General features: G+C 69.4%; 25 protein-coding genes and 1 pseudogene. 9 read left to right on the top strand and 17 right to left on the bottom strand.

Annotated features, from left to right (window positions below; all coding sequences use genetic code 11):
* Positions 1 to 16 precede the first annotated feature (16 nt).
* Positions 17 to 955 carry a GlxA family transcriptional regulator gene (locus ASD66_RS25700; protein WP_056680397.1) on the top strand — a complete coding sequence of 313 codons (939 nt, stop codon included), beginning with the start codon at positions 17 to 19 and terminating at the stop codon, positions 953 to 955.
* 69 nt (positions 956 to 1024) lie between these two features.
* On the opposite strand, the pseudogene ASD66_RS25695 reads toward ASD66_RS25700, so the two are convergent.
* Positions 1025 to 1558 (bottom strand): annotated as a pseudogene (locus ASD66_RS25695) (TIGR03086 family metal-binding protein); the annotation flags it as partial.
* 148 nt (positions 1559 to 1706) lie between these two features.
* The gene (locus ASD66_RS13445) at positions 1707 to 2126 is read right to left on the bottom strand and encodes a nuclear transport factor 2 family protein (RefSeq protein WP_082563712.1); all 420 of its coding nucleotides are present in this window, start codon (positions 2124 to 2126) and stop codon (positions 1707 to 1709) included.
* A 114-nt stretch (positions 2127 to 2240) separates the two neighbouring features.
* Between ASD66_RS13445 and ASD66_RS13440 the strand changes: the two genes are divergently transcribed.
* The gene (locus ASD66_RS13440; RefSeq protein WP_056680403.1) at positions 2241 to 3047 is read left to right on the top strand and encodes a helix-turn-helix domain-containing protein; all 807 of its coding nucleotides are present in this window, start codon (positions 2241 to 2243) and stop codon (positions 3045 to 3047) included.
* Positions 3048 to 3551: 504 nt separating this feature from the next.
* On the opposite strand, the gene glnA is transcribed toward ASD66_RS13440, so the two are convergent.
* A complete protein-coding gene (glnA, locus tag ASD66_RS13435) occupies positions 3552 to 4982 on the bottom strand; it encodes a type I glutamate--ammonia ligase (RefSeq protein ID WP_056678523.1) in 1431 nt (476 codons plus the stop codon).
* Positions 4983 to 5180: 198 nt separating this feature from the next.
* On the opposite strand from glnA, the gene ASD66_RS13430 reads away from it, so the two are divergent.
* From ASD66_RS13430 to ASD66_RS13420, 3 genes are all read left to right on the top strand, one after another.
* Positions 5181 to 5582 (top strand): RDD family protein, encoded by a 402-nt coding sequence (locus tag ASD66_RS13430; RefSeq protein ID WP_056891207.1) that lies wholly within the window; start codon positions 5181 to 5183, stop codon positions 5580 to 5582.
* 10 nt (positions 5583 to 5592) lie between these two features.
* Positions 5593 to 6453 carry an LppX_LprAFG lipoprotein gene (locus ASD66_RS13425; RefSeq protein ID WP_156388663.1) on the top strand — a complete coding sequence of 287 codons (861 nt, stop codon included), beginning with the start codon at positions 5593 to 5595 and terminating at the stop codon, positions 6451 to 6453.
* Between the two features lie 122 nt (positions 6454 to 6575).
* Positions 6576 to 7004, top strand: coding sequence for a hypothetical protein (locus ASD66_RS13420; RefSeq protein ID WP_056891205.1), 429 nt, complete (start codon positions 6576 to 6578; stop codon positions 7002 to 7004).
* A gap of 32 nt (positions 7005 to 7036) precedes the next feature.
* Here the strand turns inward: ASD66_RS13420 and ASD66_RS13415 are convergent, their stop codons facing one another.
* The 5 genes from ASD66_RS13415 to lipB all read right to left on the bottom strand — a co-directional run bounded on the left by ASD66_RS13415 (position 7037) and on the right by lipB (position 11653).
* Positions 7037 to 7744, bottom strand: coding sequence for a DUF4191 domain-containing protein (locus ASD66_RS13415; RefSeq protein WP_056678511.1), 708 nt, complete (start codon positions 7742 to 7744; stop codon positions 7037 to 7039).
* 55 nt (positions 7745 to 7799) lie between these two features.
* Entirely contained in the window at positions 7800 to 8756 is a 957-nt protein-coding gene (lipA, locus tag ASD66_RS13410) for a lipoyl synthase (protein ID WP_056678508.1), read from the bottom strand.
* A 90-nt stretch (positions 8757 to 8846) separates the two neighbouring features.
* Positions 8847 to 9824 carry an ABC transporter permease subunit gene (locus tag ASD66_RS13405; protein WP_056891204.1) on the bottom strand — a complete coding sequence of 326 codons (978 nt, stop codon included), beginning with the start codon at positions 9822 to 9824 and terminating at the stop codon, positions 8847 to 8849.
* Positions 9821 to 10798, bottom strand: a complete 978-nt coding sequence (locus ASD66_RS13400) for an ABC transporter ATP-binding protein (RefSeq protein ID WP_082599487.1) — start codon at positions 10796 to 10798, stop codon at positions 9821 to 9823. The genes ASD66_RS13405 and ASD66_RS13400 overlap by 4 nt, the downstream gene beginning before the upstream one ends.
* A gap of 138 nt (positions 10799 to 10936) precedes the next feature.
* A complete protein-coding gene (gene lipB / locus ASD66_RS13395; RefSeq protein ID WP_082599486.1) occupies positions 10937 to 11653 on the bottom strand; it encodes a lipoyl(octanoyl) transferase LipB in 717 nt (238 codons plus the stop codon).
* Positions 11654 to 11759: 106 nt separating this feature from the next.
* On the opposite strand from lipB, the gene ASD66_RS13390 reads away from it, so the two are divergent.
* Positions 11760 to 12299, top strand: a complete 540-nt coding sequence (locus ASD66_RS13390) for a hypothetical protein (protein WP_156388662.1) — start codon at positions 11760 to 11762, stop codon at positions 12297 to 12299.
* Between the two features lie 31 nt (positions 12300 to 12330).
* Here ASD66_RS13390 and ASD66_RS13385 read toward each other — a convergent pair whose 3' ends face one another.
* From ASD66_RS13385 to lpdA, 3 genes are all read right to left on the bottom strand, one after another.
* On the bottom strand, positions 12331 to 13233 hold the full coding sequence (locus ASD66_RS13385) for a TIGR01777 family oxidoreductase (RefSeq protein ID WP_056891202.1): 903 nt from the start codon (positions 13231 to 13233) through the stop codon (positions 12331 to 12333).
* 134 nt (positions 13234 to 13367) lie between these two features.
* Entirely contained in the window at positions 13368 to 15197 is a 1830-nt protein-coding gene (sucB, locus tag ASD66_RS13380; RefSeq protein ID WP_056891201.1) for a 2-oxoglutarate dehydrogenase, E2 component, dihydrolipoamide succinyltransferase, read from the bottom strand.
* Positions 15198 to 15247: 50 nt separating this feature from the next.
* Positions 15248 to 16678: a dihydrolipoyl dehydrogenase gene (lpdA, locus tag ASD66_RS13375; protein ID WP_082599485.1), complete on the bottom strand. Its 1431-nt coding sequence runs from the start codon at positions 16676 to 16678 to the stop codon at positions 15248 to 15250.
* Positions 16679 to 16754: 76 nt separating this feature from the next.
* Here lpdA and ASD66_RS13370 point away from each other — a divergent pair, with 76 nt between their 5' ends.
* Together ASD66_RS13370 and ASD66_RS13365 are read left to right on the top strand one after the other, a co-directional pair.
* Positions 16755 to 17105 carry a hypothetical protein gene (locus ASD66_RS13370; protein ID WP_056678488.1) on the top strand — a complete coding sequence of 117 codons (351 nt, stop codon included), beginning with the start codon at positions 16755 to 16757 and terminating at the stop codon, positions 17103 to 17105.
* Positions 17102 to 17908, top strand: a complete 807-nt coding sequence (locus ASD66_RS13365; RefSeq protein WP_056891199.1) for an NYN domain-containing protein — start codon at positions 17102 to 17104, stop codon at positions 17906 to 17908. The genes ASD66_RS13370 and ASD66_RS13365 overlap by 4 nt, the downstream gene beginning before the upstream one ends.
* A gap of 55 nt (positions 17909 to 17963) precedes the next feature.
* On the opposite strand, the gene ASD66_RS13360 is transcribed toward ASD66_RS13365, so the two are convergent.
* The gene (locus tag ASD66_RS13360) at positions 17964 to 19505 is read right to left on the bottom strand and encodes a leucyl aminopeptidase (RefSeq protein ID WP_056891465.1); all 1542 of its coding nucleotides are present in this window, start codon (positions 19503 to 19505) and stop codon (positions 17964 to 17966) included.
* Between the two features lie 32 nt (positions 19506 to 19537).
* Here ASD66_RS13360 and gcvT point away from each other — a divergent pair, with 32 nt between their 5' ends.
* Positions 19538 to 20665 carry a glycine cleavage system aminomethyltransferase GcvT gene (gene gcvT / locus ASD66_RS13355; protein ID WP_056891198.1) on the top strand — a complete coding sequence of 376 codons (1128 nt, stop codon included), beginning with the start codon at positions 19538 to 19540 and terminating at the stop codon, positions 20663 to 20665.
* 138 nt (positions 20666 to 20803) lie between these two features.
* Here gcvT and ASD66_RS13350 read toward each other — a convergent pair whose 3' ends face one another.
* From ASD66_RS13350 to ASD66_RS13330, 5 genes are read right to left on the bottom strand one after another with little or no spacing between them, the layout of a single operon-like run.
* Positions 20804 to 21619, bottom strand: coding sequence for an adenosylcobinamide-GDP ribazoletransferase (locus tag ASD66_RS13350; RefSeq protein ID WP_056891197.1), 816 nt, complete (start codon positions 21617 to 21619; stop codon positions 20804 to 20806).
* A complete protein-coding gene (locus tag ASD66_RS25285) occupies positions 21616 to 23016 on the bottom strand; it encodes a bifunctional adenosylcobinamide kinase/adenosylcobinamide-phosphate guanylyltransferase (protein ID WP_056891196.1) in 1401 nt (466 codons plus the stop codon). The genes ASD66_RS13350 and ASD66_RS25285 overlap by 4 nt, the downstream gene beginning before the upstream one ends.
* Complete coding sequence (locus ASD66_RS13340) at positions 23013 to 23813, bottom strand: ECF transporter S component (protein WP_056678481.1); 801 nt, start codon at positions 23811 to 23813, stop codon at positions 23013 to 23015. The genes ASD66_RS25285 and ASD66_RS13340 overlap by 4 nt, the downstream gene beginning before the upstream one ends.
* Positions 23810 to 25378 carry an ABC transporter ATP-binding protein gene (locus ASD66_RS13335; protein WP_056891195.1) on the bottom strand — a complete coding sequence of 523 codons (1569 nt, stop codon included), beginning with the start codon at positions 25376 to 25378 and terminating at the stop codon, positions 23810 to 23812. Before ASD66_RS13335 ends, ASD66_RS13340 begins: the two co-directional genes overlap by 4 nt.
* A complete protein-coding gene (locus tag ASD66_RS13330; protein ID WP_056891194.1) occupies positions 25375 to 26499 on the bottom strand; it encodes an energy-coupling factor transporter transmembrane component T in 1125 nt (374 codons plus the stop codon). Before ASD66_RS13330 ends, ASD66_RS13335 begins: the two co-directional genes overlap by 4 nt.
* Positions 26500 to 26509 lie beyond the last annotated feature (10 nt).

The following is a 26509-nucleotide window of genomic DNA, read 5'->3' as shown; positions in this document are numbered from 1 at the left end:
TCGGGCGGTTCGAGACATGACCTCGGTGCGCGTCCTAGATCTCGAGGGAGCGATGGCCACCTCCGTGGCCATCACGGTTGATGTCCTCGACACCGCGAACCGGTTGGCCCACCGATCGGGACAGGCCGATCAATTCGACGTCCAGCGCGGGGTCGGTCTCGACCATGAAGACGCCACGGATCAGGTCGATCTCGTGGTCGTCCCTGGCCTCGGGATGAGAAACACGCAAGAGGTTCGCAGCCGACTCGCAGCGCCCGACGCAAGAGCGGGGGCGCACTACCTGAACGCCGCCGCCGCAGCGGGTAGCGAGATCGCAGCCTCGTGCGCCGGAGTGTTCCTCCTCGCCGAAGCAGGCATCCTCGATCAGCGACGTGCGACTACCACCTGGTGGCCGGCGCCGCTGTTCGCCCGCAGGTACCCCGCAGTTCGGTTGACGCCTGCCGATCTCGTCGTCACCGACGGCCCGGTGACAACCGCAGGGGCAGCCTTGGCGCACCTGGACCTGATGCTGACGCTCGTAGGGCGTCACGGTGGTGAGGCGCTTGCCCGGGAGTGCGCCAGGTACCTCGCGGTGGACCGTCGTCAGTCGCAGTCTCCTTACGTGATGCCCGAGACGATCGAGGGCGCCGACAGCGATGTCGCAATCGCGCGGTCGTGGGCGCTCCAGCACCTGGACGCACGCATAGGAGTGAAGGACTTGGCCGCTGCTGCACACCTCAGTCCGCGCACCTTCACCCGCCGAGTCAGCGAAGCCACGGGTATGCCACCTGCTCGCTTCCTGCGACGCCTGCGTGTCGAGCGAGCTGTCGAGCTTCTGCACAACACCGACCTCGCCGTCACCGGAATCGCCCACGCAGTCGGGTTCGGCGACCCAACGGCTCTTCGACGTGCCATGAGCCAAGAACTCGGCATGAGCCCCCGGACAGTCCGCGGACAGCGCACGCCCGCCCACTGAACGACATCTGCCATCGGCGCGGCCGTTCGAGTGATCGCAGATGTTCGGCTTTGGCCGTCGCCCGAACGAGTCGAGCAGCCGAGTCTGTGGCGACGCGTCAGCAGGCAGCGTTCCGCTCGGACCGGCGCCATACGCTCCGAAGGCAAGCATCTCGTCCAGGTGCGGCTCGACCGTCTTCAGCACGCCGACAACAACCTGCGCATCAAGGGTGTCGTCGAGATTCGCGGCACGCAGGAGGTCCCACGCGTGGACCACCAGGTCGACGAGACGGAATCGCACGTAGGCAGCGACGGGAACGTCGCCGTTCGGGCCCGCGACCTGTTGCCCGGGCGATGTCGCGAAGAACGCCTGTGCCTGGCGCAGTGTGGACTCACGCACGTCGGCGACTGGATCATCTCCGACCTGGGCACCAGCGAGCATGGTCTGGGCCTCGTCGCGGTCAACGCCTGCGAGCAGCAGTGCGGTGAAGCGGTTCCCCACCACCACGTGCTCAATCAACTCGCGTACCGAGATTCCCGACGACGTCGGCTCTTCAGATGAGTCCGGGGGCAGTTGGCGGACAGCCCGTTCGAACTCTGCCGACGCTGCGCTGATCAACTCCACGTGGGCTCGAACGTGCTGGTGATCCGCTCCATGTACTCGGCCACCTCTGGGTGCGGATCGGCGTCGTGCAGGTGGGCGATGGCGTCGTCAGTCATGCGAAGCTCCGGTCTGTCGAGGAAGTCGGTACGGGAGGGCGCCGGTAGGGCGGTCACTGCGGGATCCGGTCCAGGAAGCCACGCACGTCGAGGATGCGCCCTTCCTGGTCGAGGACCATAACGTCGAAGCCGATCACGACGGGTTCGGTTCCGGCGGGACCGAGCCCCCACTGGAACCTGAGCTGGTCGTGGTGCGAGTCGATGTCGCCGACGAGCGAGAACACCCATCCCGGGAACTGCTCGTGGACGCCGGACACCACCGCCCGGAGGCCGTCGTGACCCTGCACGGCCGCCAAGGGATCCACATAGGTCACCGCGGGGGACCAGTGCTGCCCGAGCAACCGCCGTTGCTCCTGCTCCTCGGTCGCGTTCCACGTAGCCAGGTAGGCCCGCACGACCTCCTGGACGTTCCTGGTGTTCGTCACGCTGTCGGTCGTGGTGCCCGTAGCGGTGGTGTTGCTGGCGGTCTTCATGGTTTCCCTCTCGTCTGGATGCGTTTGAGGTGCAGCCTGACGGGAGTCCGTGCATCGTGGCGATTACCTCCGACGTCATGGTCGAGGCGAGAGCCGCCACTAGGGTCTGTGTCCATGTCTCCAGTGACGACGCGCGAGCACACGGTCGGCGACCTCCTCCGGGAGTGGCGCGGACGGCGCCGGCTGAGCCAGCTGGAGCTCTCGAACCTGGCGTCGGTCAGCACCCGGCACCTCAGCTTCGTGGAGAACGGGCGGTCCGCACCGACGCGCGGCATGGTCGCTACGCTCGCCGACCACCTCGAGGTCCCGTTGCGCGCCAAGAACCAGCTCTTCCTCGCGGCCGGCTTCGCGCCGCCTCACGCCGAGCGGGGCATCGACGACCAAGACCTCGCTCCCGTGTTGGACGGGCTGCGTCGGCTTCTCGACGCCCACCTACCCTGGCCGGCACTGCTGCTCGACGACCACTGGGACGTCGTGGACAGCAATGCGGCGGTGGACGCCCTGCTGGTCGGGTGTGCGCCCGAGCTCCTAGAGCCGCCCGTCAACGCCATCCGCATCACCCTGGACCCGCGCGGTCTCGCTCCTCGCATCCGCAATCTTGGCGAATGGGGCGGCCACCTGGTCGGCCAGCTCCGTCATCGCGCGGAGCAGACACGGGACCCGCGGCTCGGCGCCCTGCTGACCGAGGCCGAATCGTGGCTCGGTGCCGTCCGACCCGAGTCGGTCAGGCCGGGTCCGGTCGTCACCATGGAGATCGACCAGGGTGAGCACGTGCTGCGGCTCTTCAGCGTCTCGGCGCGCTTGGAGATGGCCACCGACCTCACGCTCGACGGCCTCCACCTCGAAACCTTCGTCCCCGCTGACGCCGCCACGGCTGACCGCTTCTCTTCTTCGACGACGGCTCCTCAGCCTGATTGCTAGGAGCCGCGCCACCTGTTCGGTACTTCTGGACTGGGGTCGGGTTTGGCCTAGCTGAGTGACGGTTCGCTCTCCTGGCGTCGGCGCACCGGTCGAAGTCTCGTGAGGAGGCCGCGCTCGACGGGCATGTGTGGGTGACGCACTCCCGGAGTCAGGGGACCCAACCTCCGAATACGTGGTCCTGGATCTCGAGCATCCGTAGATCCGGCGGGCTCAACCGGTGGAAGCAACACCAGTCTGTTGGAGTGAACGTAGTTGCTCATCGAAGGCCTCTGCTGGCTCTTCGCCATCCGAGGGTCTTGCGGCGGCGTCCGTTCAGGGTTGCGGGTGCGCGAGTGAGGAGTTTTCGAACCGCATGAACGGGCACTTCGGCAACGGCGGCCGGGGAGTGGCACCTGTCTGCGAAGGTCGATGTCGCCACGTCGAAAGCTGAGATGCAACGAGGGCCCCGGGTAACCGGAGCCCTCGTTCTCGAACGGTGAGTTCGAGCTTTACGTGCACAAGTGACTATATGTCGTAGTAGAGCTCGAACTCGTGCGGGTGCGGACGCTGCTGCACAGGCGCGATCTCCTGGGTCCGCTTGTAGTCGATCCAGGTCTCGAGCAGGTCGGGGGTGAAGACGTTCCCGACGGTGAGGAAGTCCTGGTCTTCCTCGAGGGCCTTCAGCACCGCGTCGAGCGACGTCGGGACCTGGGCGATGTCGGCCATCTCGTCCGGCGGCAGCTCGTAGATGTCCTTGTCGATCGGGTCCGCGGGCTCGATCTTGTTCTTGATGCCGTCGAGGCCGGCCAGCAGCAGAGCCGAGAAGGCGAGGTACGGGTTGGCCGACGGGTCGGGGCAACGGAACTCGATGCGCTTGGCCTTCGGGTTCGAGCCGGTGATCGGGATGCGGACACAGGCCGAGCGGTTGCGCTGCGAGTAGACCAGCGAGATCGGGGCCTCGAAGCCGGGCACCAGGCGGTGGTAGGAGTTCACCGTCGGGTTGGTGAACGCCAGCAGCGCCGGGGCGTGCTTCAGGATTCCGCCGATGTAGTAGCGGGCCATGTCGGACAGGCCGCCGTACCCGGTCTCGTCGTAGAACAGCGGCTCACCGTTGTTCCAGATCGACTGGTGCACGTGCATGCCGGAGCCGTTGTCGCCGAAGATCGGCTTGGGCATGAAGGTCGCGGTCTTGTCGTTGCGCCAGGCGACGTTCTTGATGATGTACTTGAACTTCATCACGTCGTCGGCGGCCTTGAGCAGCTCGTCGAACTTGTAGTTGATCTCGGCCTGGCCGGCGGTGCCGACCTCGTGGTGCGCACGCTCGACCAGCAGGCCCGACTTCTCGAGCTCGATGACCATCTCGTCGCGCAGCTCACCGAAGTGGTCGTACGGCGCGACCGGGAAGTAGCCGCCCTTGTACTTGACCTTGTAGCCGCGGTTCGGGCTCTCCTCGGTGCCGACGGAACCGGAGTTCCAGGCGCCCGCCTCGGAGTCGATGTGGTAGAAGCCCTCGTTCGCATTGGTCGCGAAGCGGACCTTGTCGAAGACGTAGAACTCGGCCTCGGGGGCGAAGAACGCCTTGTCGCCGATGCCGGTGCTGGCCATGTAGGCCATCGCCTTGCGGGCGATGTTGCGCGGGTCGCGCGAGTAGGCCTCACCGGTGATCGGGTCGTGGATGAAGAAGTTCACGACCAGCGTCTTGGCGACGCGGAACGGGTCGAGGTACGCCGTGGTCGGGTCCGGGAACAGCTGCATGTCGGACTCGTGGATCGCCTGGAACCCGCGGATCGAGGAGCCGTCGAATCCGAGGCCGTCGTCGAAGACCGACTGGTCGAAGGACGAGACCGGCACAGTGAAGTGCTGCATCACACCGGGCAGGTCGCAGAAGCGCACGTCGACCATCTCGACGCGTTCGTCCTTGAGGTACTTCAGAAGCTCGTCGCTATTCGCGAACATTCGTCCTCCTTGGCCGCAGCCCAGGAGACTGGTGCGACCGCAAGTTTTCGAGCGGATCAGATTTCCGGTGCGGCACTGCACCAGTGGTTGCCCGTAAAAGTAGCCACAGGCAGTTTCTTGACCGTATCCGGTTTGTTTCGCGCATGTAACACCTGAGCCGGGAATGAGACCCAATCCGCCGCAGGTAGGGTTCTCGCCGTGCCACAAACCGCCTCCTGGGCCCAGCGGATGCTCGCCCTCCTCATCGACTGGATCGCCTCGACCCTGGTCGTGATGCTCTTCATGGGCATCGAGGACTGGAGCAGCGACCGGTTCTCCGGGCTCTACACGATGGCGGTGTTCATCCTCGAGAGCACGGTGCTCACGGCGTTCGTCGGCGGCTCGTTCGGCAAGCAGGTGGCCCGGTTGCGCGTCGTACGCTTCGACGGGAGCGGGGCACCTGTCGACCTGCTGCACGCGCTGATCCGCAGCGTGATGATCGCCCTGTTCATCCCGCCGCTGGTGTTCCGCCCGGACGGCCGCGGCCTCCACGACATGGTGGCTGGCACGTCCACGGTGCTGTTGCGAGACGCTTCCGGCGATCTTGGGGACCGCCGTTAGATTGGTGCGCATGCGCACTCTTCACCGTCGCCCTGCCCGGCACCGTCTGGCGCCCGCCGCGGTCGTCCCGCTGCTGATCTTCGGCGTCACCGCCTGCGGACCCGACGACGACGGCAAGGCGGGCTCCTCCGAGGAGTCCACCTCGGCGTCGGTCGACTCCTCCGGCGACGGCGGTACGTCGAGCAGCGTGGCCCCGGTGGGCGAGGAGGTCGACGCCAAGGAGTTCGCCAAGGAGATCGAGTCGGCGTTCAAGGGCATCGACACCGCGCACATCACCATGGAGCTGGTCAACGCCGGCCTCGTGATGACCGCCACCGGCCAGGTGGACTACACGGGCGAGAAGCCCAGGATGTCGATGGAGATGTCGGCCCCTGCCTTCGGTGAGCAGTCGATCCAGGCCCGCGTCGTCGACGACGGGATGTACCTGGCGATGCCGATGCTGGGCGCCGGCACCGAGGACGTCTTCTACAAGATCGACCTCGACGACCCGAACAACCCGATGGCCGCCAGCCTCGGCGGACTCTCGTCGTTCGACCCGAAGTCGACGGTCGAGATGTTCGGCCAGGGGCTGGAGAAGGTCACCCTGGTCGGCGAGGACTCCGTCGACGGCGCGCACACCCGGCACTACGTGCTGACCACGAACACCGAGGCGTTCAAGAAGACGCTCGGCGACCAGGCCGGCAAGGTGCCCGACACCCTCGACTACGACGTGTGGCTCGACGACGAGGGCCGTCTCGCGAAGATGACCGCCGAGCTCGACGCGCAGGGCTCCATGGAGCTCAAGATGTCGAAGTGGGGCGAGCCGGTGAAGATCGTGGCTCCGCCGGCGAGCAAGGTCCAGCCCTACCCGACGGGTGCCGCCAAGCCCTGACCGGCGTACGACGAACCCCATCCACCGGTTCACCAATGTGAGTGATGTGGGTGCGCTGGCGGGTCTGGTGGACTCGAAGGCCGATCCCGGACAGGCCGGGGTCTGGACGGAGGAGTCGCCCTATGAACGCCAGCAGGATCATTCGACGAAGCGTGATCACGGGTGCCGGCGTCGTGGCCGCCGTCGCACTCGGCACCACGAGCGCCAGCGCACACCACTGCTACATCCCGATGTACAGCCTCAACGGACCGACCTCGGCGAACTGGCTGGTGATCAACGCCGAGGAGGGTGCCGCCATGTTCGGCATCTTCACCCCGTCGTGCGACGAGCAGGTCGACGCCGGCTACGCCGCCCTGCGGGAGGCCGGGCTCCCGGTCGCGATCAAGCTCATGGAGACGCGGACCATCGGAGACCCGAAGGACGGGGGGAAGATGAACCCGAACGGCGCCAATGGCAAGGGCCTGGAGTACTTCGGTGCCGGCTCGACGTTGGCCGACGAGATGCTCGGGGTCTGGGCGGGCGCCGCGATGAACACTGTCTGCCCTGCCTGAGGCAGGGTGCACACGCGAGTGGCTCGGCGGGGTCAGCGACCGCGCAGGTTGCCGCGCTGGCCCTTCATGTTGGTCGGCACCGGGCCCTTGGGCAGCGGGATGTTCGAGCGGTTCGCGTCGAGTGCCTTGATCCGGTAGAGCAGGTCGGTCATCTCGGCACCCTTGATGTTCTTGCCGAGCTTGGTGACGTGCTTGACCAGCTTGGGCAGCGGCACCTCGCCCTCGCCGTTGCCGCAGACGATCTCGTGGATCGGCGTCTCGGAGGCGACCCGCTCGTGCTTGCGGCGCTCGTTGATCAGCAGCTGCTTGACACGGGCGGGGGAGCCCTCGCCGACGAGCACGATTCCGGGCGGGCCGATGACGCGGTGCACGACGTCCTGCTGCTTGGTGAAGGCGACTGCGGGGTCGGTCTTCCAGCCACGGCGGAGCATGCCCAGGGCTGCTGCGGCGGCGCCACGCTGGCCGTCCATCTGGTTGAACGCGGCCTTCTGCGCCCGGCGACCGAACACGATCATCATGAAGAGGATGCCGAACAGCAGCGCCCCGACGATGGCCATGACCAGGCCGAGCACGCCCGATCCGGGGAGGATGTAGAAGAGGCCGAAACCGATGGCGGCGCCGACGATGAAGGCGCCGAGCATCCAGAGCCCGATCTTCGTGTCGGACTTCTTCGCCATCTTGTACGTCTGCACGAGCTGCTGACGGCGCTTCATGTTCTCGGGTGCCACAGGGGTCGACATGTGTTTGGCCTTCTGGATATCAATCAGTTCGAATCAGTGCGGGGTGGAGACTACGTCAGACGAGCTCGCGCCGCTCCATCGCCTGCTTGTAGAGGCGGCCGGCGCGGTACGACGACCGCACGAGCGGCCCGGAGAGCACACCGGAGAAGCCGATGTCCTCGGCCTCCTCCATGAGCTCGACGAACTCCTGCGGCTTGACCCAACGCTCCACCGGGTGGTGGCGCAGCGAGGGGCGGAGGTACTGGGTGATGGTGATCAGCTCGCAGCCGGCCTCGTGGAGGTCGGTGAGTGCCTGGGAGATCTCCTCGCGGGTCTCGCCCATGCCGAGGATGAGGTTGGACTTGGTGACCAGGCCGAACTCGCGGGCCGCGGTGATCACGCCGAGGGAGCGCTCGTAGGTGAATGCGGGACGGATCCGCTTGAAGATCCGCGGGACCGTCTCGACGTTGTGGGCCAGGACCTCGGGGCGGGACTCGAAGACCTCGGCGAGCAGGTCGGGCTTGCCGTTGAAGTCGGGGATCAGGTTCTCGACGCCGGTGCCGGGGTTGAGCTCGTGGATCTTGCGGACCGTCTCGGCGTAGAGCCAGGCGCCGCCGTCGGGGAGGTCGTCGCGGGCGACGCCGGTGATGGTGGCGTAGCGCAGGTCCATCTTCTGCACCGACTCCGCGACCCGGCGGGGCTCGTCGCGGTCGAGCGGTTGCGGCTTGCCGGTGTCGATCTGGCAGAAGTCGCAGCGTCGGGTGCACTGCTCGCCGCCGATGAGGAAGGTGGCTTCGCGGTCTTCCCAGCATTCGAAGATGTTGGGGCAGCCGGCTTCCTGGCAGACGGTGTGCAGGCCCTCGGACTTCACGAGCTTCATCAGCTCGTTGTACTCGGGGCCCATCTTGGCCTTGGTCTTGATCCACTCGGGCTTGCGCTCGATCGGGGTCTCCGCGTTGCGCACTTCGAGTCGGAGCAGCTTGCGGCCGTTGGGAGCTGTGGGTGAGGTCGGGGCGGCGGGAGCTTGCGTCACAGCCGCAACCTTACGCCCGTGAGGAAGGCCACCCCAATCCGCCGTGAACCCGTCAGTACGCCGACCGACGGGCATCCGTGCACCGCGGAATCAGGGCACGTCGCGACTGCGGAACGAGAACACCGACACGGCCGTGAGGACTGCCAGGACGACCGCGAAGTAGACCACGCCGTGGGTGAGTGAGAGGTGCAGCATGATGTCGCTGCAGTCGTCCATGCAGGAGTAGCCGCCTGAGGGCCAGTACTCGTACCCGTTCTGCAGGATGGCCGCGGCGTTGGAGTGGAACATCCACCGCTCGGGGTCGTCGAAGGGGAGCACCGCCATCAGCATCGACCCGCCGACCGCCCCCGCGAGCAGGAGGCCGAGGCTGGCGACCGTGCTGCGGAACAGCATCGTGACCCCGAAGCCACCCAGTGCGGCGGCCCCGGCGAAGAGGGTGCCGCGCAGCACCTGGGTGCCGATGTCGTCGGCGTACCCGGCCAGCTCCACGTCACGGAAGCCCGCGAGGCCGGCGTACGACGCCCAGAACACCACCAGCCCCACCACGGCGAGGAGGGCTCCGCCGATCACCGCTGCGGCGGCCTTCGCCAGCCAGAGGCGGGGACGGCGCGACTCGAAGAGCAGCTGGTTGCTCATCGAGCCGGACGCCCAGTCGGCGCCGGCGAACGTCGTACCGAGGATGAGGGCGAGCAGCACCATGAAGGTGGCCGCGGACAGGCCCGGACCGTCGAGGGCGTAGGGCGTGCTCAGCTGGTCGCGGTAGAGGTAGTTGGAGATGTCGTCAGGCGGGACCATGCTCTGGCTGCAGAGGGACTCGAGGTCTGGTTCATCGGCCTCGAAGCCGTACTGGCGTGGATGTGCCATGCAGTTCGCGATGTCTTCCTCGGCGTACTGCTGCTGCATCTGCATCTGGGACTCGGCGTCGGCGACGTCGGCGTCACTGAACGGTCGGGTGTTCCAGGCGGTGGCGGCGATGAAGATGATCGGCAGCACCACGGCGGCCAGGAGGATCAGGAGCGCGGCGCGTCGCCAGCGCAGGCGGGTCAGCTCGACCTTGAGGAGGTTCATGCGCGGGCCTCGCCCTCGTCGTACGTCGTGTCCGCGGTTGGGTCGGGGTGGCTCGCGGTGTCGTCGAGGCTGGTTCCCTCGGTCAGCTGGAGGAAGACCGACTCGAGGTCGGCGCGCTCGGCGACCAGCTCGGTCAGGTAGATGCCGGCGGCGGCCAGGGTGCGGGTGATCGCCTGCGGGTCGTCGGTGTCGACCATGATCTCGCCGGCGGCCATCCGCCCGGTGAGGCCGCCCTCGGCGAGGACGCGGAGTGCCTCGGCCCGATCGGGTACGCCGACCCGCCACGAGGTGCCCGTACCGATCAGGTCGTCGACCTTGCCGGTGGCCAGCATGCGGCCCTGTCCGATGATCGTGGCGGAGTCGCAGACCTGTTGCACCTCCGCCAGGATGTGCGAGCTCAGCAGCACGGTCACGCCACGGGCCCCGAGGTCGCGGATCGTCTCCCGGATCTCGCGGATCCCGGACGGGTCCAGTCCGTTGGTGGGCTCGTCGAGGATCAGCAGGTCAGGATCCTTCAGCAGCGTGGCGGCGATGGCCAGGCGTTGCTTCATGCCGAGCGAGTAGGCCCGGAACGGGTCGCCGTCCCGCCCGGTGAGGGACACCGTCTCGATCACCTCGTCGACCCGGGTCGTCGGCACGCCGATGGTTCCGGCCAGCAGCTGGAGGTTCTGGCGGCCGGAGAACATGGGGGAGAACTTGGGCGACTCGACCACCGCGCCGATGCGCGGCAGCACCTCGGCGAGGTGGTGCGGCACGTCGCGACCGAACAGGCGCATGGTGCCCGAGGTGGCCGACGCCAGCCCGAGCAGCATCCGGATCGTCGTGGTCTTGCCCGAGCCGTTGGGGCCGAGGAAGCCGTGCACGCCACCGGCCGGCACCTGCAGGTCGAGGTCGCGCACCGCGATGCGCCGACCTCCGCGCCTGGTGTGGAACACCTTCTGGAGACCTTGGGTCTCGATCACCATCTCGGCCATGTGCCTGTCCCCGTCCCGCTGTTCGTCCCACCTCGTGCGGGTCGCGGGGATCAGGCTCCCACTCTCGGCCGTCGTACGGCGTGAGCCTCGCCGGGTGCTTTCGAGACGCTCGTCCCTCGCTCCTCGACCACCGAGGCGTCAGGTGCCGGGGCGGATCAGGTTGAGTCGCGGTGGCTCGGGCCGGGGCTCGTAGTCGGGGGTCGGCGTGTAGTCGTTCCAGGCGAGCAGGTCGGCCACGTGCTTCTCGACGCTGGGGATCACCTCGGAGACCTCGACGTCGCGGCCGAGCTCACGGCTCAGGGAGGTGACCCCGGCGTCGGCGATGCCACACGGCACGAACCGGTCATACCACGCCAGGTCGACGTTGCAGTTGAGCGAGAACCCGTGCATCGTGACCCGCCGCGAGACGCGCAGCCCGAGCGCCGCGATCTTGCGCTCCGGGCCCTTCTCGTCGGCCGTCAGCCAGACACCGCTGCGTCCGGGGATGCGTGCGGTGGTGACGCCGAAGTCGGCGCAGACCGCGATCAGGGCCTCCTCGACGCGACGCACGTAGTCGACGACCTTCACCCGCTCGGGCAGCTTCACGATCGGGTAGCCGACCAGCTGGCCGGGCCCGTGGAAGGTGATCTTGCCGCCGCGGTTCACGTCGATGACCGGCGCGCCGCCGGGATCGGCGGGACGTTCGTGGGGGTCGGTGCGGGTGCCGGCGGTGAACACCGGCGGGTGCTCCAGGAGGAGTACGACGTCGTCGGCGCCGTCGGCGACTGCGGCATGGACCTCGCCCTGCATCTCCCACGCCTCGCGGTAGTCGACGGCGTCGGCGCCCAGGCCTGCTTCACGGAACTCGATTGGCACGGATTCGACCTTACTCCCGGGGCGGTACGACGCCGGATGTGCCCAGCCGTCGAGCGCCTGTGGATGACCGGATGCGCGATTGTCCGCGCTGGGTCAGGGTGGTGGGGTGAACCTCCGGGGAGTGGTGCTCGGCGCCGTGGCCGCCTTGTTCGTGGCGGCCGCGGTCGGTGGTGTGCTCGTGCTCGCCCGGGCCAGCTCTTCGACGCATCGTGTCGAGGACACGGCGGGGGTGGCGGAGCCGGTCACGTCGGCGGCCCGGGCGACCGTCTCGGCCGGCTCGTGGGAGGTCGAGGCCCGGCGCATCCTTTCGGCCTGGGACGCACGGCGCGCCGCGGCGTACTCCGCGGGTGATGCGCTGGCGCTCCGTCGCCTGTACGCCGAGGGTGCCGGCGTCGACGACGTACGCCTGCTGCGCGCCTATGCCGCCCGCGGCCTGCACGTCGAAGGTCTGCGCCAGCAGGTGCTCGCGTTCCGCCTGGTGCACCGTGAGCCCAGGCGCCTCGTCGTGCAGGTCACCGATCGGCTGGTCGGGGCCGTGGCGGTCGGTCGCGGTCAACGGCTGGCCCTGCCTGCCGACAGTGCCGATCGTCGCATTGTGACGCTGGTGAGACGCCGGGGTGCCTGGCTGGTCGGCCAGGTCCGCTGACCGGGGCCGGTTCGACGAGAGACCGACGACCTCAGTGCCTGAGGCCGGTTGCGAGAACGTCGCGGACGTCGTTGTCGGCGAACTCGAAGCCCTCGGCGAGCAGGGCGGCCGGCTCGGCACGGACGGAACCGAGGATCTCCGGTGCCATGCGCCCCGCGGCCTTGTCCAGCACGATCGACGGCACGGCGACGAAGGCGCGGCTTCCCAACGCCTTGGCGAGGGCCTGGGTGAAGTCGGCATTGGTCGGGGTCACCGGGCAGCACAGGTTGTGCGGTCCCGAGGCCGAGTCGCTCTCGGCCAGGTGCACGACGGCGGAGAGCCAGTCGCGCAGGGAGATCATCGGGAAGTACTGCTGCCCGTTGCCGATCCGGGCACCGAGCCCGATCCTGAACGGGATGCGCATCTGCTTCAGGGGAGAGCTGCGACGGTCCATCACCGGTGCGGTGCGCAGGACGCACACCCGCGCGCCGGCGTCGACGGCGGGGGAGGCGGCTTCCTCCCAGAGCTTGGTCACGCCGGTCAGGAAGGCCTCGCCCTCGGGTTCGGTCTCCTCGGTGATCACGCACTCGCCGTGGTCGCCGTAGAACGAGATGCCGTTGCCGGCCAGGAACGCGGTGGGGTGTCCGGTGGCCTGGCTGCGGGCGACCGCGTCGGCAAGCACGCGCGTGGTCGCGACTCGGCTGCGGACCAGGTCGTCGGCCCACTTCGTCGAGTGCGGGTTGCCGAGCAGGGGAGACCCGGCGAGGTTGATCACGACGTCGGCTCCGTCGATGACCGACTGGTCGACCTGGTCGGCGTAGGGGTCCCACTGCGACTCGTCGTCGGCCTGTGCCGGGTGTCGCACCAGCCGGGTCACCGTGTGGTCGCGGGTGCGCAGGCTCTGGGTCAGATGGGTGCCCAGGAATCCGGATGCTCCGGCAATGACGACGTCCATGGCCCAAGCCTGTCACGGTCCCCGTCACGCGCCAACGAGGCCATCCCGCGGATCGAGCCACGCAGTGGAAATGGCGACGGCGCGCGTCCCCGGTCTCCGGGTGACGCGCGCCGTCTGCGCTTCGTGCTGGGGTCTCAGACCTCGAACGAACCTGCCTCGAGGCGCTGCTTGACGTCCTGGAGGAAGCGGGCCGCGTCGGCGCCGTCGACGATGCGGTGGTCGTAGGTCAGCGACAGGTAGACCATCTGGCGGACCGCGATGGTCTCGCCCAGGTTCGGGTCGTCGATGACCACGGGCCGCTTGACGACCGTGCCGGTGCCGAGGATCGCGACCTGCGGCTGGTTGATGATCGGGGTGTCGAAGAGGGCGCCCACGCTGCCGGTGTTGGTCAGCGTGAACGTGCCACCCGAGAGCTCGTCCGGCTTCACCTTGTTGTTGCGGGTGCGGTCGGCGAGGTCGGCGATCTTGCGGGCCAGGCCGGCCACGTTGAGGTCGCCGGCGTTGTGGATCACCGGGCTGAGCAGGCCGCGCTCGGTGTCGACCGCGATGGCGAGGTGCTCGGCGTCGAAGTACGTGACCTCGCCCTTCTCGACGTCGACCTGCGAGTTCAGGGCCGGGTGGGCCTTGAGCGCGTCGATGGTCGCCTTGGCGAAGAACGGGAAGTACGAGAGCTTGACGCCCTCGCGGGCCACGAAGTCGGCCTTGATCGAGTCGCGGAGGCGACCGATGTTGGTGACGTCGACCTCGACCACCTGGGTGAGCTGGGCCGACACCTGGAGCGACTCGACCATGCGCTTGGCGATCACCTTGCGCAGGCGGCTCAGCGGCTCGGTCTTGCCGCGGAGCGGGGACGGCGTGGGTGCGGCTGACGCAGCAGGAGCGGAGGCACCAGGTGCAGCAGCGGCCGCGGCGGGAGCTGCCGGTGCCGGCGCCTCCTTGGCCTTGGCGGCGTCGAGCACGTCCTGCTTGCGGATCCGGCCACCGACGCCGGTACCGGTGACGCTGGCCAGGTCGACACCGTGCTGGTTGGCGAGCTTGCGCACCAGCGGGGTCACGTAGCCGGCGTCCTCGTTGCCGGAGCTGGCGGCCGAGGCGGCGGGCGCTGCGGGCGCTGCGGGGGCAGGAGCCTCTGCCGCCGGAGCGGCGGGTGCCTCAGCGGCGGGAGCGGCAGGAGCCTCAGCCGCCGGAGCGGCGGGTGCCTCAGCGGCGGGAGCCGCGGGTGCCTCAGCGGCGGGAGCCGCGGGTGCCTCAGCGGCGGGAGCGGCCGGTGCCTCGGCTGCTGCCGGGGCGGCACCCTTGTCACCGATCATCGCCAACACGGCGCCGACCTCGACGGTCTCGTCCTCGGCGACCTTCTGCTCGAGGAGCGTGCCGCCGACCGGCGAGGGGATCTCGGTGTCGACCTTGTCAGTGGAGACCTCGAGCAGCGGCTCGTCGACGGCCACGTCGTCACCGACGTTCTTCAGCCAGCGGGTGACGGTTCCCTCGGTGACCGACTCGCCCAGTTCGGGGAGCTTGACCTCGGTGCCCGCACCCGAGCCGCCGGACGCGGCGGGAGCAGCGGGCTCGGCGGGGGCTTCGGCGGGGGCAGCGGGCTCAGCCGGTGCCTCAGCGGCCGGAGCCTCGGCCGCGGGCGCTTCCGCGGCCGGAGTCTCGGCAGCGGGTGCCTCAGCAGGTGCCTCTTCGGCGGGGGCCTCCTCAGCAGGAGCTGCGCCACCACCTTCACCCTCAGCGCCGATCACGGCCAGGAGCCCGCCCACCTCGATGGTGTCGTCCTCGTTGGCCTTGATCTCGAGCAGGGTGCCGGCTACCGGCGAGGGGATCTCGGTGTCGACCTTGTCGGTCGAGACCTCGAGCAGGGGCTCGTCCATGGCCACCGAGTCGCCAACCTGCTTCAGCCAGCGGGTGACGGTGCCTTCGGTGACGGATTCGCCCAGCTCCGGGAGGGTGACTTCGGTGGCCATGTGTTTCCTTCGCTCGAATCTTCTGTGGGTCTGTACAGATCTTGGGGTGGTCAGGCGTGCGCGTGCAACGGTTTGCCGGCCAGGGCCAAGTGGGCCTCGCCGAGCGCTTCGTTCTGGGTCGGGTGGGCGTGCACCAGGGGAGCGACGTCCTCGGCGTATCCCTCCCAGTTGTAGATGAGCTGGGCTTCACCGATCAGCTCGCCGACGCGGGCGCCGACCATGTGCACGCCGACGACCGGGCCGTCCTTGCGGCGGACCAGCTTCACGAAGCCCTGGGTCTTGAGGATCTGGCTCTTGCCGTTGCCGCCCAGGTCGTAGGTCAGCGACTCGACCTCGCCGTACTTCTCCTGGGCCTGCTCCTCGGTGAGGCCGACGGAGGCGAGCTCGGGGTCGGAGTAGGTGACCCGGGGGATACCGGACTCGTCGATCACCTGGGGCGAGAGTCCCGCGAGCTCCTCGGCGACGAAGATGCCCTGCTGGAAGCCGCGGTGGGCGAGCTGCAGGCCCGGGACGATGTCGCCGACGGCGTACACGCCGGGCACGTTGGTGCGCAGCCGCTCGTCGGTGGTCACGAAGCCGCGGTCCATGGCGACGCCGACCTCGTCGTACCCGAGCCCGTCGGTGGTCGGCCCGCGGCCGACCGCGACGAGGAGGATCTCGGCCTCGATCGTCTTGCCGCCCTCGACGGTCACCACGACGCCGGAGTCGGTGGTCTTGACCGACTCGAAACGGGTGCCGGTGAGGAAGTTGATCTTGCGCTTGCGGAACGCGCGCTCGAGCACCTTGGAGGAGGCGGCGTCCTCGGCGGCGACGAGCCGGGGGAGTGCCTCGACGATGGTGACGTCGGCGCCGAAGGACTTCCAGACACTGGCGAACTCGCAGCCGATGACGCCGCCGCCGAGCACGATCGCGGAGGCCGGCACCCGGTCGAGACGCAGGGCGTGCTCGGAGGACATCACCCGCTCGCCGTCGATCTCGAGGCCGGGCAGGGAACGCGAGTAGGAGCCGGAGGCCAGCACCACGTTCTTGCCGGTGTACGTCGTTCCGGCGACCTCGACCGTCGTCGGGGAGGTCAGCTTTCCCTCGCCCTCGACCACGGTGATGCCGCGGGACTTGATCAGGCCGGTCAGCCCCTTGAAGAGACGGGAGACGACACCGTCCTTGTAGGCGTTGACCCCGGCCATGTCGATGCCCTCGAGCGTGGCCCGTACGCCGAACTGGCTGGCCTCTCGAGCGCTTTCGGCGACCTCTGCTGCATGCAGCAGGGCCTTGGTCGGGATGCACCCGACGTGGAGGCAGGTGCCTCCGAGATTGCCCTTCTCGACCAGAGCCACCGTGAGGCCCAGTTGAGCCGCGCGCAGGGCGCAGGCGTAGCCGCCCGAACCGGCTCCGAGAATGACCACGTCAAAGGTGTTGCCGGCCTGCGGTGTTGCCGCGTCTGCCACGTTGTCCTCCACTCCTGATGAAACGACGCCGCCCATCCTTGCACTAACTCCAACCGGGCCGACACCACCCTTCTTGCGGACGAGATGTCGACCCGTGCGTCACACTGTCCGCATGGGTTTGTTCGACCGATTCCGACGCGGCTCGCGCAGCAGCCGCCCCACCGGCGGTGCACGCACCGGCTCGACGAGCGTGCGCGCGGCCAGCGCCGCCGACGAGCAGCACCTGCGCGACTTCGTCACCTCGCGTCGGGGGGTCGAGGGTTTCGTGGAACCACGCACCGCGGTCAGTGACGTCACGTTGCTCCTGGTCGCCCACGACGGTGAGTGGACCCGCCGCCGGGTGGCGTCGGTGCAGTGGGCGCACAGCTTCGCCAACAAGCACCAGGTGCCGTCGTACGACGCCGCGGTGGTCGGCATCCCGCAGCGCATGCGCGACTACAACCGCCGGATGAAGAACCAGTGAGCGACACCGGCGAACGGCGCCGCATCGTGCTCCTGATCGATGCCGACAACGCCCAGGCCAGCAAGGTCGACGTGGTGCTCGACGACCTCGCCAACGAAGGCGAGGCGCGCACCCGACGGGCGTACGGCGACTGGGACGACTCGCACCTCAACCACTGGAAGGCCGTCCTCCATGAACGGGCCATCCGACCGGTCCAGCAGTACGCCCTCACCAAGGGCAAGAACGCCAGCGACATCGCGCTCGTGGTCGACGCGATGGACCTGCTGCATCGTGACCAGCCCGACGCCTTCGGCCTGATGTCCAGCGACGCCGACTTCACCCCGTTGGTGATGCACTTGCGTGAGCGGGGCGCCGACGTCTTCGGGTACGGCGACTCCAAGTCACCGGCCCCGTTCGTGAACGCCTGCACGAAGTTCCTCCACCTCGACAAGATCGTCTCCTCCGACGACGTCGACGAACCGTCGGATGCCGCGACCTCGGCGCCGCCGACCCGGGTCCCGACTCCCAAGCTTCGCGGTGACGCGGCCCTCGTGAAGCTCCTCCGTGAGGCGGTGTCGGGCACCGCCGACGAGTCGGGTTGGGCGCGGGCCTCGGCGGTCGGGCAACGGATCCGCAACCAGTCGTCGATGGATCCCCGCAACTACGGCTACCAGCGGGTCACCGACCTGCTGCGGGCCACCGAGCTCTTCGAGAGCCGTGACGACTCCACCTCGGCGGTGTCGTTCCGCGATCGGCGCCACCAGGGCGTCCAGGGCCCGGCGAAGAAGACCCAGCCCAAGAAGGCCCAGGCGAAGAAGGCCTGAAAGACGAACGGGTCCACGCCGAAGCGGCGTGGACCCGTTCGTGTCGTCGGTGTGCTCAGGCGTCGCCGGACGCTGCCTCGGCGGATGCGGCCTCGGCGCGGGCGGCGACGTACTCCACGAGTGTGGCGACACCGAAGCCCGTCCCGCCGGGCGGCGTGTGGCCGTGGGCGCCGCCGGTGTTGTAGCCGGGACCGGCGATGTCGAGGTGCGCCCACGGGATGCCGTCGGTGAACTCTCGCAGGAACGCGGCCGCGAAGAGCCCGCCGCCCCAGCGCACCCAGTCGTGCTGCGCGATGTCGGCGACCTTGCTGCTCTTGATGCGCTCGGCCATCTCGTCGGGGATCGGCATGTGCCAGAACGCCTCGCCGGTGGACTGGGCGGCCGCCTCGACGTCGGCGACGACGTCGTCCGAACCCATCAGGCCCGCAACCTTCTCACCGAGCGCGACGACCATGGCGCCGGTCAGGGTGGCGATGTCGATGATGGTGTCGGGCTTCTCCTCGGCGGCCATCACGAGTGCGTCGGCCAGGATGAGCCGGCCCTCTGCGTCGGTGTTCGTGACCTCGACCGTCGTGCCGCCCCGGATCGTCAGGACGTCGCCGGGGCGCATCGCGGCACCGGAGATCATGTTCTCCGCCATCGGCGCCCACGCAGTCACCTTGACCGGCAGGCCGAGCCTCGCGATCAGGAACAGCGCCTGGATGACGCTGGCCGCACCGGCCATGTCCTCCTTCATGGTCACCATCGAGTTGGCCGGCTTGATCGTGTAGCCGCCCGAGTCGTAGGTGATGCCCTTGCCGACCAGCGCCACGTGGCCGGTCGCACCCTCGGGCGACCAGGTCAGCCTGACCATGCGCGGGGGAGTCTCCGACCCGCCGCCGACGCCGAGGATGCCGCCGCAGCCGTCGGCCGCGAGGTCCTTCTCGTCCCACACCTTGAGGTCGATCTTCGGGGCACCCCGACCCTTGGTCAGGGCGGCGTGCTGGGCCACGACCTCCTCGGCGAACGACGGCGGGTTGAGGTCGTTGGCCGGACGGTTGACCCACTGGCGGGTGAGGTTCTGGGCCTCCACGAACAGCTGCGCGCGGTCGAACGCGGCGACGGCCTCCTGCTGGCGGGCGATGCTGCTGAGCACGACGATCTCGCCGGCCGCGGTGCTCTCGGGCAACGAGTCGCGCTTGAAGTCGGTGAACGTGTAGCCGCCCAGGAGGTAGCCCTCGGTCACGGCGCGCACCAGCTCCGGCGATTCGGCCGGCAGGGCCAGGGCGACGGACGCCGCGTTGGTCACCGCACGTGACGCGGCGCCGGTTGCCCGGCGTACGACGGCGGGGGTCAGCTTCTGCTGGTCACCGAGCCCGACGAGCAGCAGCAGCGGGGCGTTGATCGTGCCGCTGGTGGGGATCTTGGCGGTCTCGCCGACCTTCCCGGTGAATCCGAGGCTGGCCAGCAGGGGGCGGAACTTGCGCCCGTAGGCGGTGGCCACGTCCTCTCCGCCCGTGGCGATGGTCGGGCCCTTGCCGTTCCTGGCAACACCGACGATCACCACGTCGGCTCGGGTCTTGGCGGGGCTGGCGCTGCGGAGTGTGTACGTCGTCACATCGAGCACTGTAGTTGGGATAGGTTCGGCCCATGTCCGACGCATCCTCGTTGCTCACCTCACCCCTCCACGACAGGCACATTGCCCTTGGCGCGAAGTTCGCAGAATTCGGCGGCTGGTCGATGCCGCTGGAGTACTCCTCCGGCGTGGTCAAGGAGCACACCGCCGTCCGTGAGGCGGTCGGCATCTTCGACGTCAGCCACCTCGGCAAGGCCATGGTCACCGGCCCCGGTGCCGCGGCCTACGTCAATGCCACGCTCTCCAACGACCTCGGCCGGATCGCCCCCGGCAAGGCGCAGTACACGCTCTGCTGCGACGACGCCACCGGCGGCATCGTCGACGACCTGATCGCGTACTACCAGGACGACGAGCACATCCTGCTGGTCCCGAACGCCGCCAACACCGCCGAGGTCGTACGCCGCCTGCAGGCCGGCGCACCCGAGGGGGTGCACGTCACGAACCACCACAAGGAGTACGCCGTCCTCGCCGTCCAGGGCACCAGGTCCGACGAGGTGCTCGAGAAGGTCGGCCTGCCGACCGGTCACGACTACATGTCGTTCGTCGAGGCGAAGCTGGCCGGCGACGAGTTCCAGGGCCTCGGTGTCGTGGTCTGCCGCACCGGCTACACGGGCGAGCGCGGCTACGAGCTGATCGCGAAGAACGAGATCGCCGGCGCCCTCTGGGACGCCCTCGTCGCGGCCGGCGAGGAGTTCGGCCTGCTGGCCTGTGGGCTCGGTGCCCGCGACACTCTGCGCACCGAGATGGGCTACCCGCTCCACGGCCAGGACATCTCCCTCGACGTCACCCCCAGCCAGGGCCGGGTCGGTTGGGCGGTCGGCTGGAAGAAGGACGCCTTCTGGGGCCGCGACGTGCTCCTCGCCGAGCGCGAGAAGGGTGTCGACCGCTTGCTGCGCGGTCTCGTCGCCGTCGGCCGTGGCATCCCGCGCCCCGGCATGTCCGTCCGGCTGACCGCCGACGTCCCGCTGTGCGAGGTCACCTCCGGCACGTTCTCCCCGACGTTGAAGAAGGGCATCGGCCTGGCGCTGGTCCCGAAGTTCGTCGAAGACGGCTCCGAGGTCGCGGTCGACGTCCGCGGTCGGCGCGAGGTCTTCACCGTGGTCAAGCCCCCGTTCGTCGACACCTCCGTCCGCGAGTCCTGACCAACCGTGCACTCTTGATGCGCGAACCGTGGATTCTTGACGTCCGAGCCGTGGATCCTTGCGGTCCCGCACCAAGAATCCACGGCTCGAAGCGCAACAACCCACGGTTCGCGCATCAATGAGGCACGGTTCGCGCGGTCAGGAGAGGGCGAGGAGGGTGAGGAGCAGGCTGGCGGTGAAGGTCATCTCGACGCCGGCACCGTAGACGTCACCGGTCACGCCGCCGAACCTGTTGCGGGCCCGCAGCGCGAGGAGTACGCCGGGCAGCAGCGATGCGGCACTCGCCACCGCGAGTCGAACTCCGAGCCCGGGATCGAGCCCGAGACCGATCCCGTCGCCCCAGCCCGGGGCGAGGTCTGACAGGGCGACCAGGGCCGAGGCGGCTGCGCCGACCAGGACCAGTCCGAGAACGGCACCCCCGAGACCGACACTGGTCGCGACCGTGGCACCCAGCCCGTCGGGACGGGCCGCGGGGAACCAGCGGGTGCACAGCAACGGCAGCACGCCGCGGCTGACGACGAGGGCGACGGCAAGCGCCGGGGGACCCCAACCCAGCCAGATCGCCTGCTGCAGTGCAGCTGCCTGCAGCATCAGGGCCACGACGAGCGTGACCACGCCGAACGGGCCGATGTCGGACTGCTTCATCACGGCCAGGGCGCCCTCGCCGCGGCGCCCGGAACCGAGCCCGTCGGCCACGTCGGCCAGCCCGTCGAGGTGCATGCCGCGGGTCAGCCACGCCAACGCCCCGAGCACCATGACGGCCAGCACCCAGGCGCCGAGGCCGACGTCGCGGTCGACGGCGAACCACAGTGGCCCGGCGGTCAACAGGGCCAGCAGGCCACCGCCGAGCGGAGCCAGCACCATGGCGCGGCCGGCTACCTGCCGGTCCACCCGCGACGGCGGTGGCACCCGCAGCGAGGTGAGGGTGCCGAGCATCAACCAGACCGCGTTCACAGCTCCACCACGCGTCCGGCGACGCACCAGCGCACGTCCTCGGTCTCGGCGGCCAGGCGGCTGTTCAGTCGCCCCATCTCGTCGCGGAACCGCCGCAGCGACGCACGGTCCGGCACCAGCCCCTGACCGACCTCGTTGGTGACGGCGACGACCCGGCGGTTCGTCGTACGCCAGGCCGCGACGAGGTCTGTGACCTCGCCCGTCACCAGGTCGGCCGCGCCCGCGGCCCAGATGGCGTCGTCCCAGGCGTCGTGCCGATCCATGATCCGGGTCAGCCAGAGCGTCAGGCAGTCCACGAGCAGGGGCCCGCCGTCGGCCGAGAGCAGTGCGACGAGGTCGAGGGTCTCGACAGTGCTCCAGTGCTGGGGTCGCCGCTGCTGGTGGACTCGCACCCGCTCGACCCACTCCGGGTCGTCCGAGCGGGGGTAGGAGGTGGCCACGTAGGTCACGTCGTCGTCGGCCAACAGGCGCTCGGCCTCGGTCGACTTGCCACTGCGGGCCCCGCCGATCACCAAGGTTCGGCCGGGTCCGGTGCCCGATCGCCCGGAAGGATGCGATCTGCTGTCACCGGGTGACTGCGATCCGGATCCTTGTTCCGTGTCGCCCCTCTTGTTGGTGCCCAACTCGGTCCCGTCGGCGACCACGCGGGCGCCGTGCGCCGAAAGTCGCCGCGACAGCTCGGGCGTGGGCGGATTGTGGTGGGAGAGATGTACCGCGACCAGATCGGTGTCCGACGTGATGGCACCGGCCGCACGCAGGAGCCGCACCTGTTCGGCGAACGACGGCAGGTCGAGGTGGGCGGTGCCGTGGGTGAGGAAGTCGCCGAACGTCTCCTCGAGCAGCACCACGTCGTACGCCGCATCGGCGACGGCCGTGACGGTCGAGGACGGCAGCGGCCCGGTGTCGGTGGCATACAGCACCCGGCCGCTGGGCGCAGTGACGTCGTAGAGCACGGCGTCGCTGGTGTGGTTCGCGCCGAGCACGCGGACCACCCCGCCGTCGAGCGTGAGGACGTCGCCGGGTGCCACCGCGTGGAAGCGCACGTGGGTGTCGGGTGCCAGCCACTGCCGCGCCGAGTCGATCACCGACGCCGGCCCGACCACGTCGAGCGGTTCGTCCGGCGAGGTGACCCACGAGCGGTAGAGCAGGAACGCCGGAGCCGTGTGGTCGGGGTGGTCGTGGGTGAGCAGCACGTGGCGTACGCCGGACAGCGGCACGCCCAGGCGTTCGGCAGTGCGCAATGTCTCGGGGCCGCAGTCGAGCAGGAACGTGTCGACCAGGGCCGAGGTCTGGGCCCGCACCTCGCCCGCCGTACGGGCTGAAGTGCAGGAGGCGCAGGTGCAGAACGGGTTGGGCCAACCGTCGGCCGAGCCCGTGCCCAGTATCCGGATGCTCATCGCTCGAACCTCACGTCGGGATTGAAGGCGGCCAGCCGGGAGACGCGTCTCAGTGCGCGCAGCAGGGGAGTGCCGACGAGCAGGACCAGGAGGAAGGTGAAGATGCCGCGGGCCAGGTCCCAGACCACCGACGTGGTCACGTAGTAGCGCGCGTAGGCGGCCAGGTTCGTCGCGGTCGAGGCTCCCTCGGTGAAGCTCAGCCCGTCGCCGTACTGCCCGAACGGCCAGAACCAGAGGTTCATCAAGGCGCCGTAGAGCAGGCCGAGACCGAAGCCGAGCACGGCCAGGGTGACCACCTCGAAGCGGCCCTGCCGGCGCGGCAGGCATCCGGACAGGAAGCCGACCCAGCCCGCGGCCATCATCTGGAACGGCAGCCAGGGGCCGACCCCTCCGGTGATCAGGGCGCCGATGAACAGGGACAGGCAGCCCTGCACGAAACCGAACCCGCGGCCGAAGACCCGGCCGCCGAGCATGATCAGCGCGAAGCTCGGCTCGAGTCCGGCGACGCCGGGGGAGAGCGCACGCAGTGCGCCACCGACCGCGGAGAGCATGCCCAGCAGGGCGATCGCCTTCGAGTCGATGCCGCCGGCGTTGAGCTCGGCCAGCACGATGGCGGCCAGCAGCGGCAGGATCAAGGCGAAGATCCACGGCGCGTCGTTGCCGTGCGAGGACGCCTCGACCCCGCCGCCCGGCTGGAAGATGAACGGCCAGCCGAACGCGCCGAGCGTGACGATGCTGGCCAGCATCAGCGCGACGGCTGCGGAGGCGTGCACCCGGACCGCGGTGACGTCACTCATGCCTGCCCCAGCGCGGTGGCCACGTCGTGCACGGTCAGCCAGGGCTGCGGGGCCATCACCTTCGCCACCTGGGGGGCGAACGCGGGGGAGGAGACCACCACGTCGGGGGCGGCGCCGTCGGCCACGATCTCGCCGTCGGCGAGTACGACGACCCGCGAGGCGACCTCGGCGACCAGCTCGACGTCATGGGTGGCGAACACGACACCGTGTCCGGCGTCGGCCAGCTGGTGCAGCATCTCGACCAGCTGGTGCTTGGCGACGTAGTCCAGCCCGCGGGTCGGTTCGTCGAGCAGGAGGAGGCGCGGCTCCGAGGCGAGCACGATCGCCAGGGCCACGCTGAGCTTCTGGCCCTCGGAGAGGTCGCGCGGATGCTGGTCGTCGGGGATGCCCGGGGCAAGCCGGTCGAGCAGCTTGCGCGTGGTGCCGCCGTCCACTCCGGCATCACGGTCGGCCATCGCACACTCGTCGGCGACCGTCGCCGCATAGAGCAGGTCGGCCGGCACCTGGGGCACCAGGCCGACGTCATCGGCGAAGACGCGACCCGATGTCGGCTTGTGCAGGCCGACGACCGTGCGCAGGAGCGTCGACTTGCCGGATCCGTTGCGGCCCATCAGCGCGACGATCTCGCCGGCCTTCACCGTGGCCGTGATGCCGCGGAGGACCGGTCGCCTCGGATAGCCGGCGACCAGGTCGCGCACCACGGCCACGTCGTCCCCGAGGGTCGAGGCGCGGTGCGCCGGCGGTTGTACGTCGGCCAGCTGCTCGCGCAACGTGACCGAGCGGCGGCGCGCATCACGCACGGTCAGCGGCAGTGGACTCCAGCCGGCCACCCGCCCCAGCTGGACGACCGGCGGCGCGATCGGCGTACGGGCCAGGATGTCGGCGGGCAGGCCTGACTCGACCGGTGAGCCGTTTCCGGGAACGTGGATGATGCGGTCGACGTACTGCACCACCCGTTCGAGCCGGTGCTCGGCCAGCAGCACGGTGATGCCGAGGTCGTGGACGAGTCGTTGCAGGGTGGCGAGGACGTCCTCGGCGCCGAGCGGGTCGAGGGCCGAGGTGGGCTCGTCGAGCACGAGGACGCGCGGGTGAGTGGTGAGCACGGCCCCGATCGCGACCCGTTGCTGCTGCCCGCCGGACAGGTGGGTCAGCGGACGGCCGCGCAGGTCGGCCAGGCCCAGGAGGTCGAGGGTCTCCTCGACGCGCTTGCGCATGGTCGCCGGAGAGATGCCGAGCGACTCCATGCCGTAGGCGAGCTCGTCCTCGACGTTGTCGGTGACGAAGCCGGCGAGCGGATCCTGGCCCACGAAGCCGACCACGTCGGCCAGGTCCCGGGGGCGGTGCGTCGCGGTGTCGCGGCCGTCGACCACGACGCGTCCGCGCAGGGTGCCACCGCTGAAGTGCGGCACCAGCCCGTTGACCGCGCGCAGCAAGGTCGACTTGCCGCTGCCGGTGCGCCCCATCACCAGTGCCATCTCACCTTCGGGGATGTGCAGGTCGACGTCGGTCAGCGTGGGCGTGGGGGCGCTCGCATAGGTGATCGTGACGTGGTCGAAGACGATCATGCGGCCACCTCGAGATCGCGCTCTCGACGGGAGGGCGGTGGCAACGGCAGCGGTGGCGCGACGAACGCCGGCAGCAGGCCGACCAGGATTCCGGCGCAGGCCAGCATCGGCACCGGCGGCACGTCCGACACCGATGCAAGCACGAGCGTCGTCGGATCGACGCGCACCTGCCAGAACGTCAGCACGGCGGCCGTCAGCCCACTGGCCACGACCAGCAGCTCGGGCAACGCCCACGGGTCGGGGCGGTAGCGGGTGCGGCCGGTGCGCTTCCCGCCGACGACCAGTCCGGCCACTCCGAGGAGGCACCCGACGGCCAGTGCGGGCAGGCCCATCCAGCTGGACGCGGTGCCGTTGAGGATGCCGTAGATGCCCAGGCAGACCCCGACCATGCCGGTGACGACAAGGGCCGAGGTGAGGCGTCGTTGGCGCGGGTCGGAGACCGTCGTGCGTCCGTAGCCACGCGAGTCCATCGCCGCGGCCAGGGCGACCGACCGCTCCAGGGCACCCTCGAGCATCGGCATCGCGAGACGGCCGAAGCGGCGGATCCGCCCTCTGCTGCCGCCGCGCAGTCGCGCCGCGTCGCGCACCCGGCGGGCGTCGGTGGCCAGCTGCGGGGCGAAGGTCAACGCGATGATGCAGGCCACGCCGATCTCATAGAGGGCGGCCGGCACGTAGCGGAGCAGCTGCCGGGCGCTGCCGAGGGCGTTGGCGGCACCGATGCAGCAGAAGATGGCGGCCAGCTGCAGGGCGACGTACAACGCGGTGAGCAGGCCCTCGAGGGTGACTGGCCCACCGAGCTGGATGCCGGTCGAGTCCGGCAGCGGGATCTCCGGCAGCGTGAACATCACGGTCGTGCCCTGGGTGTTGCCCGAGAGCAGGGTCTGGAAGACCAGGTGGATCACGATGACCAGCATCGCGAGCCGGAAGAACAGGGCGTACGACGACGCCCACGGGGTGTCGCCACGTCGGGCCGAGACGACGAACCAGGTGACCGCCATGATCAACAGCAGCGGCACCGGGTTCGTCGTACGACTCGCGGCGGCGGCCAGCCCGATTGCCCACAACCACCACGCGCCCGGGTGCAGGGCACGCGGGTAGGTGATCAGGTGGTGGGGGCGCACGGGGTGTCGA

This window comes from Nocardioides sp. Root151, from assembly GCF_001427925.1.
Taxonomy (GTDB): Bacteria; Actinomycetota; Actinomycetes; order Propionibacteriales; family Nocardioidaceae; genus Nocardioides.
Note: the sequence above shows the minus strand (reverse complement) of the source record. Positions and strands in the feature narration are given on the sequence as shown.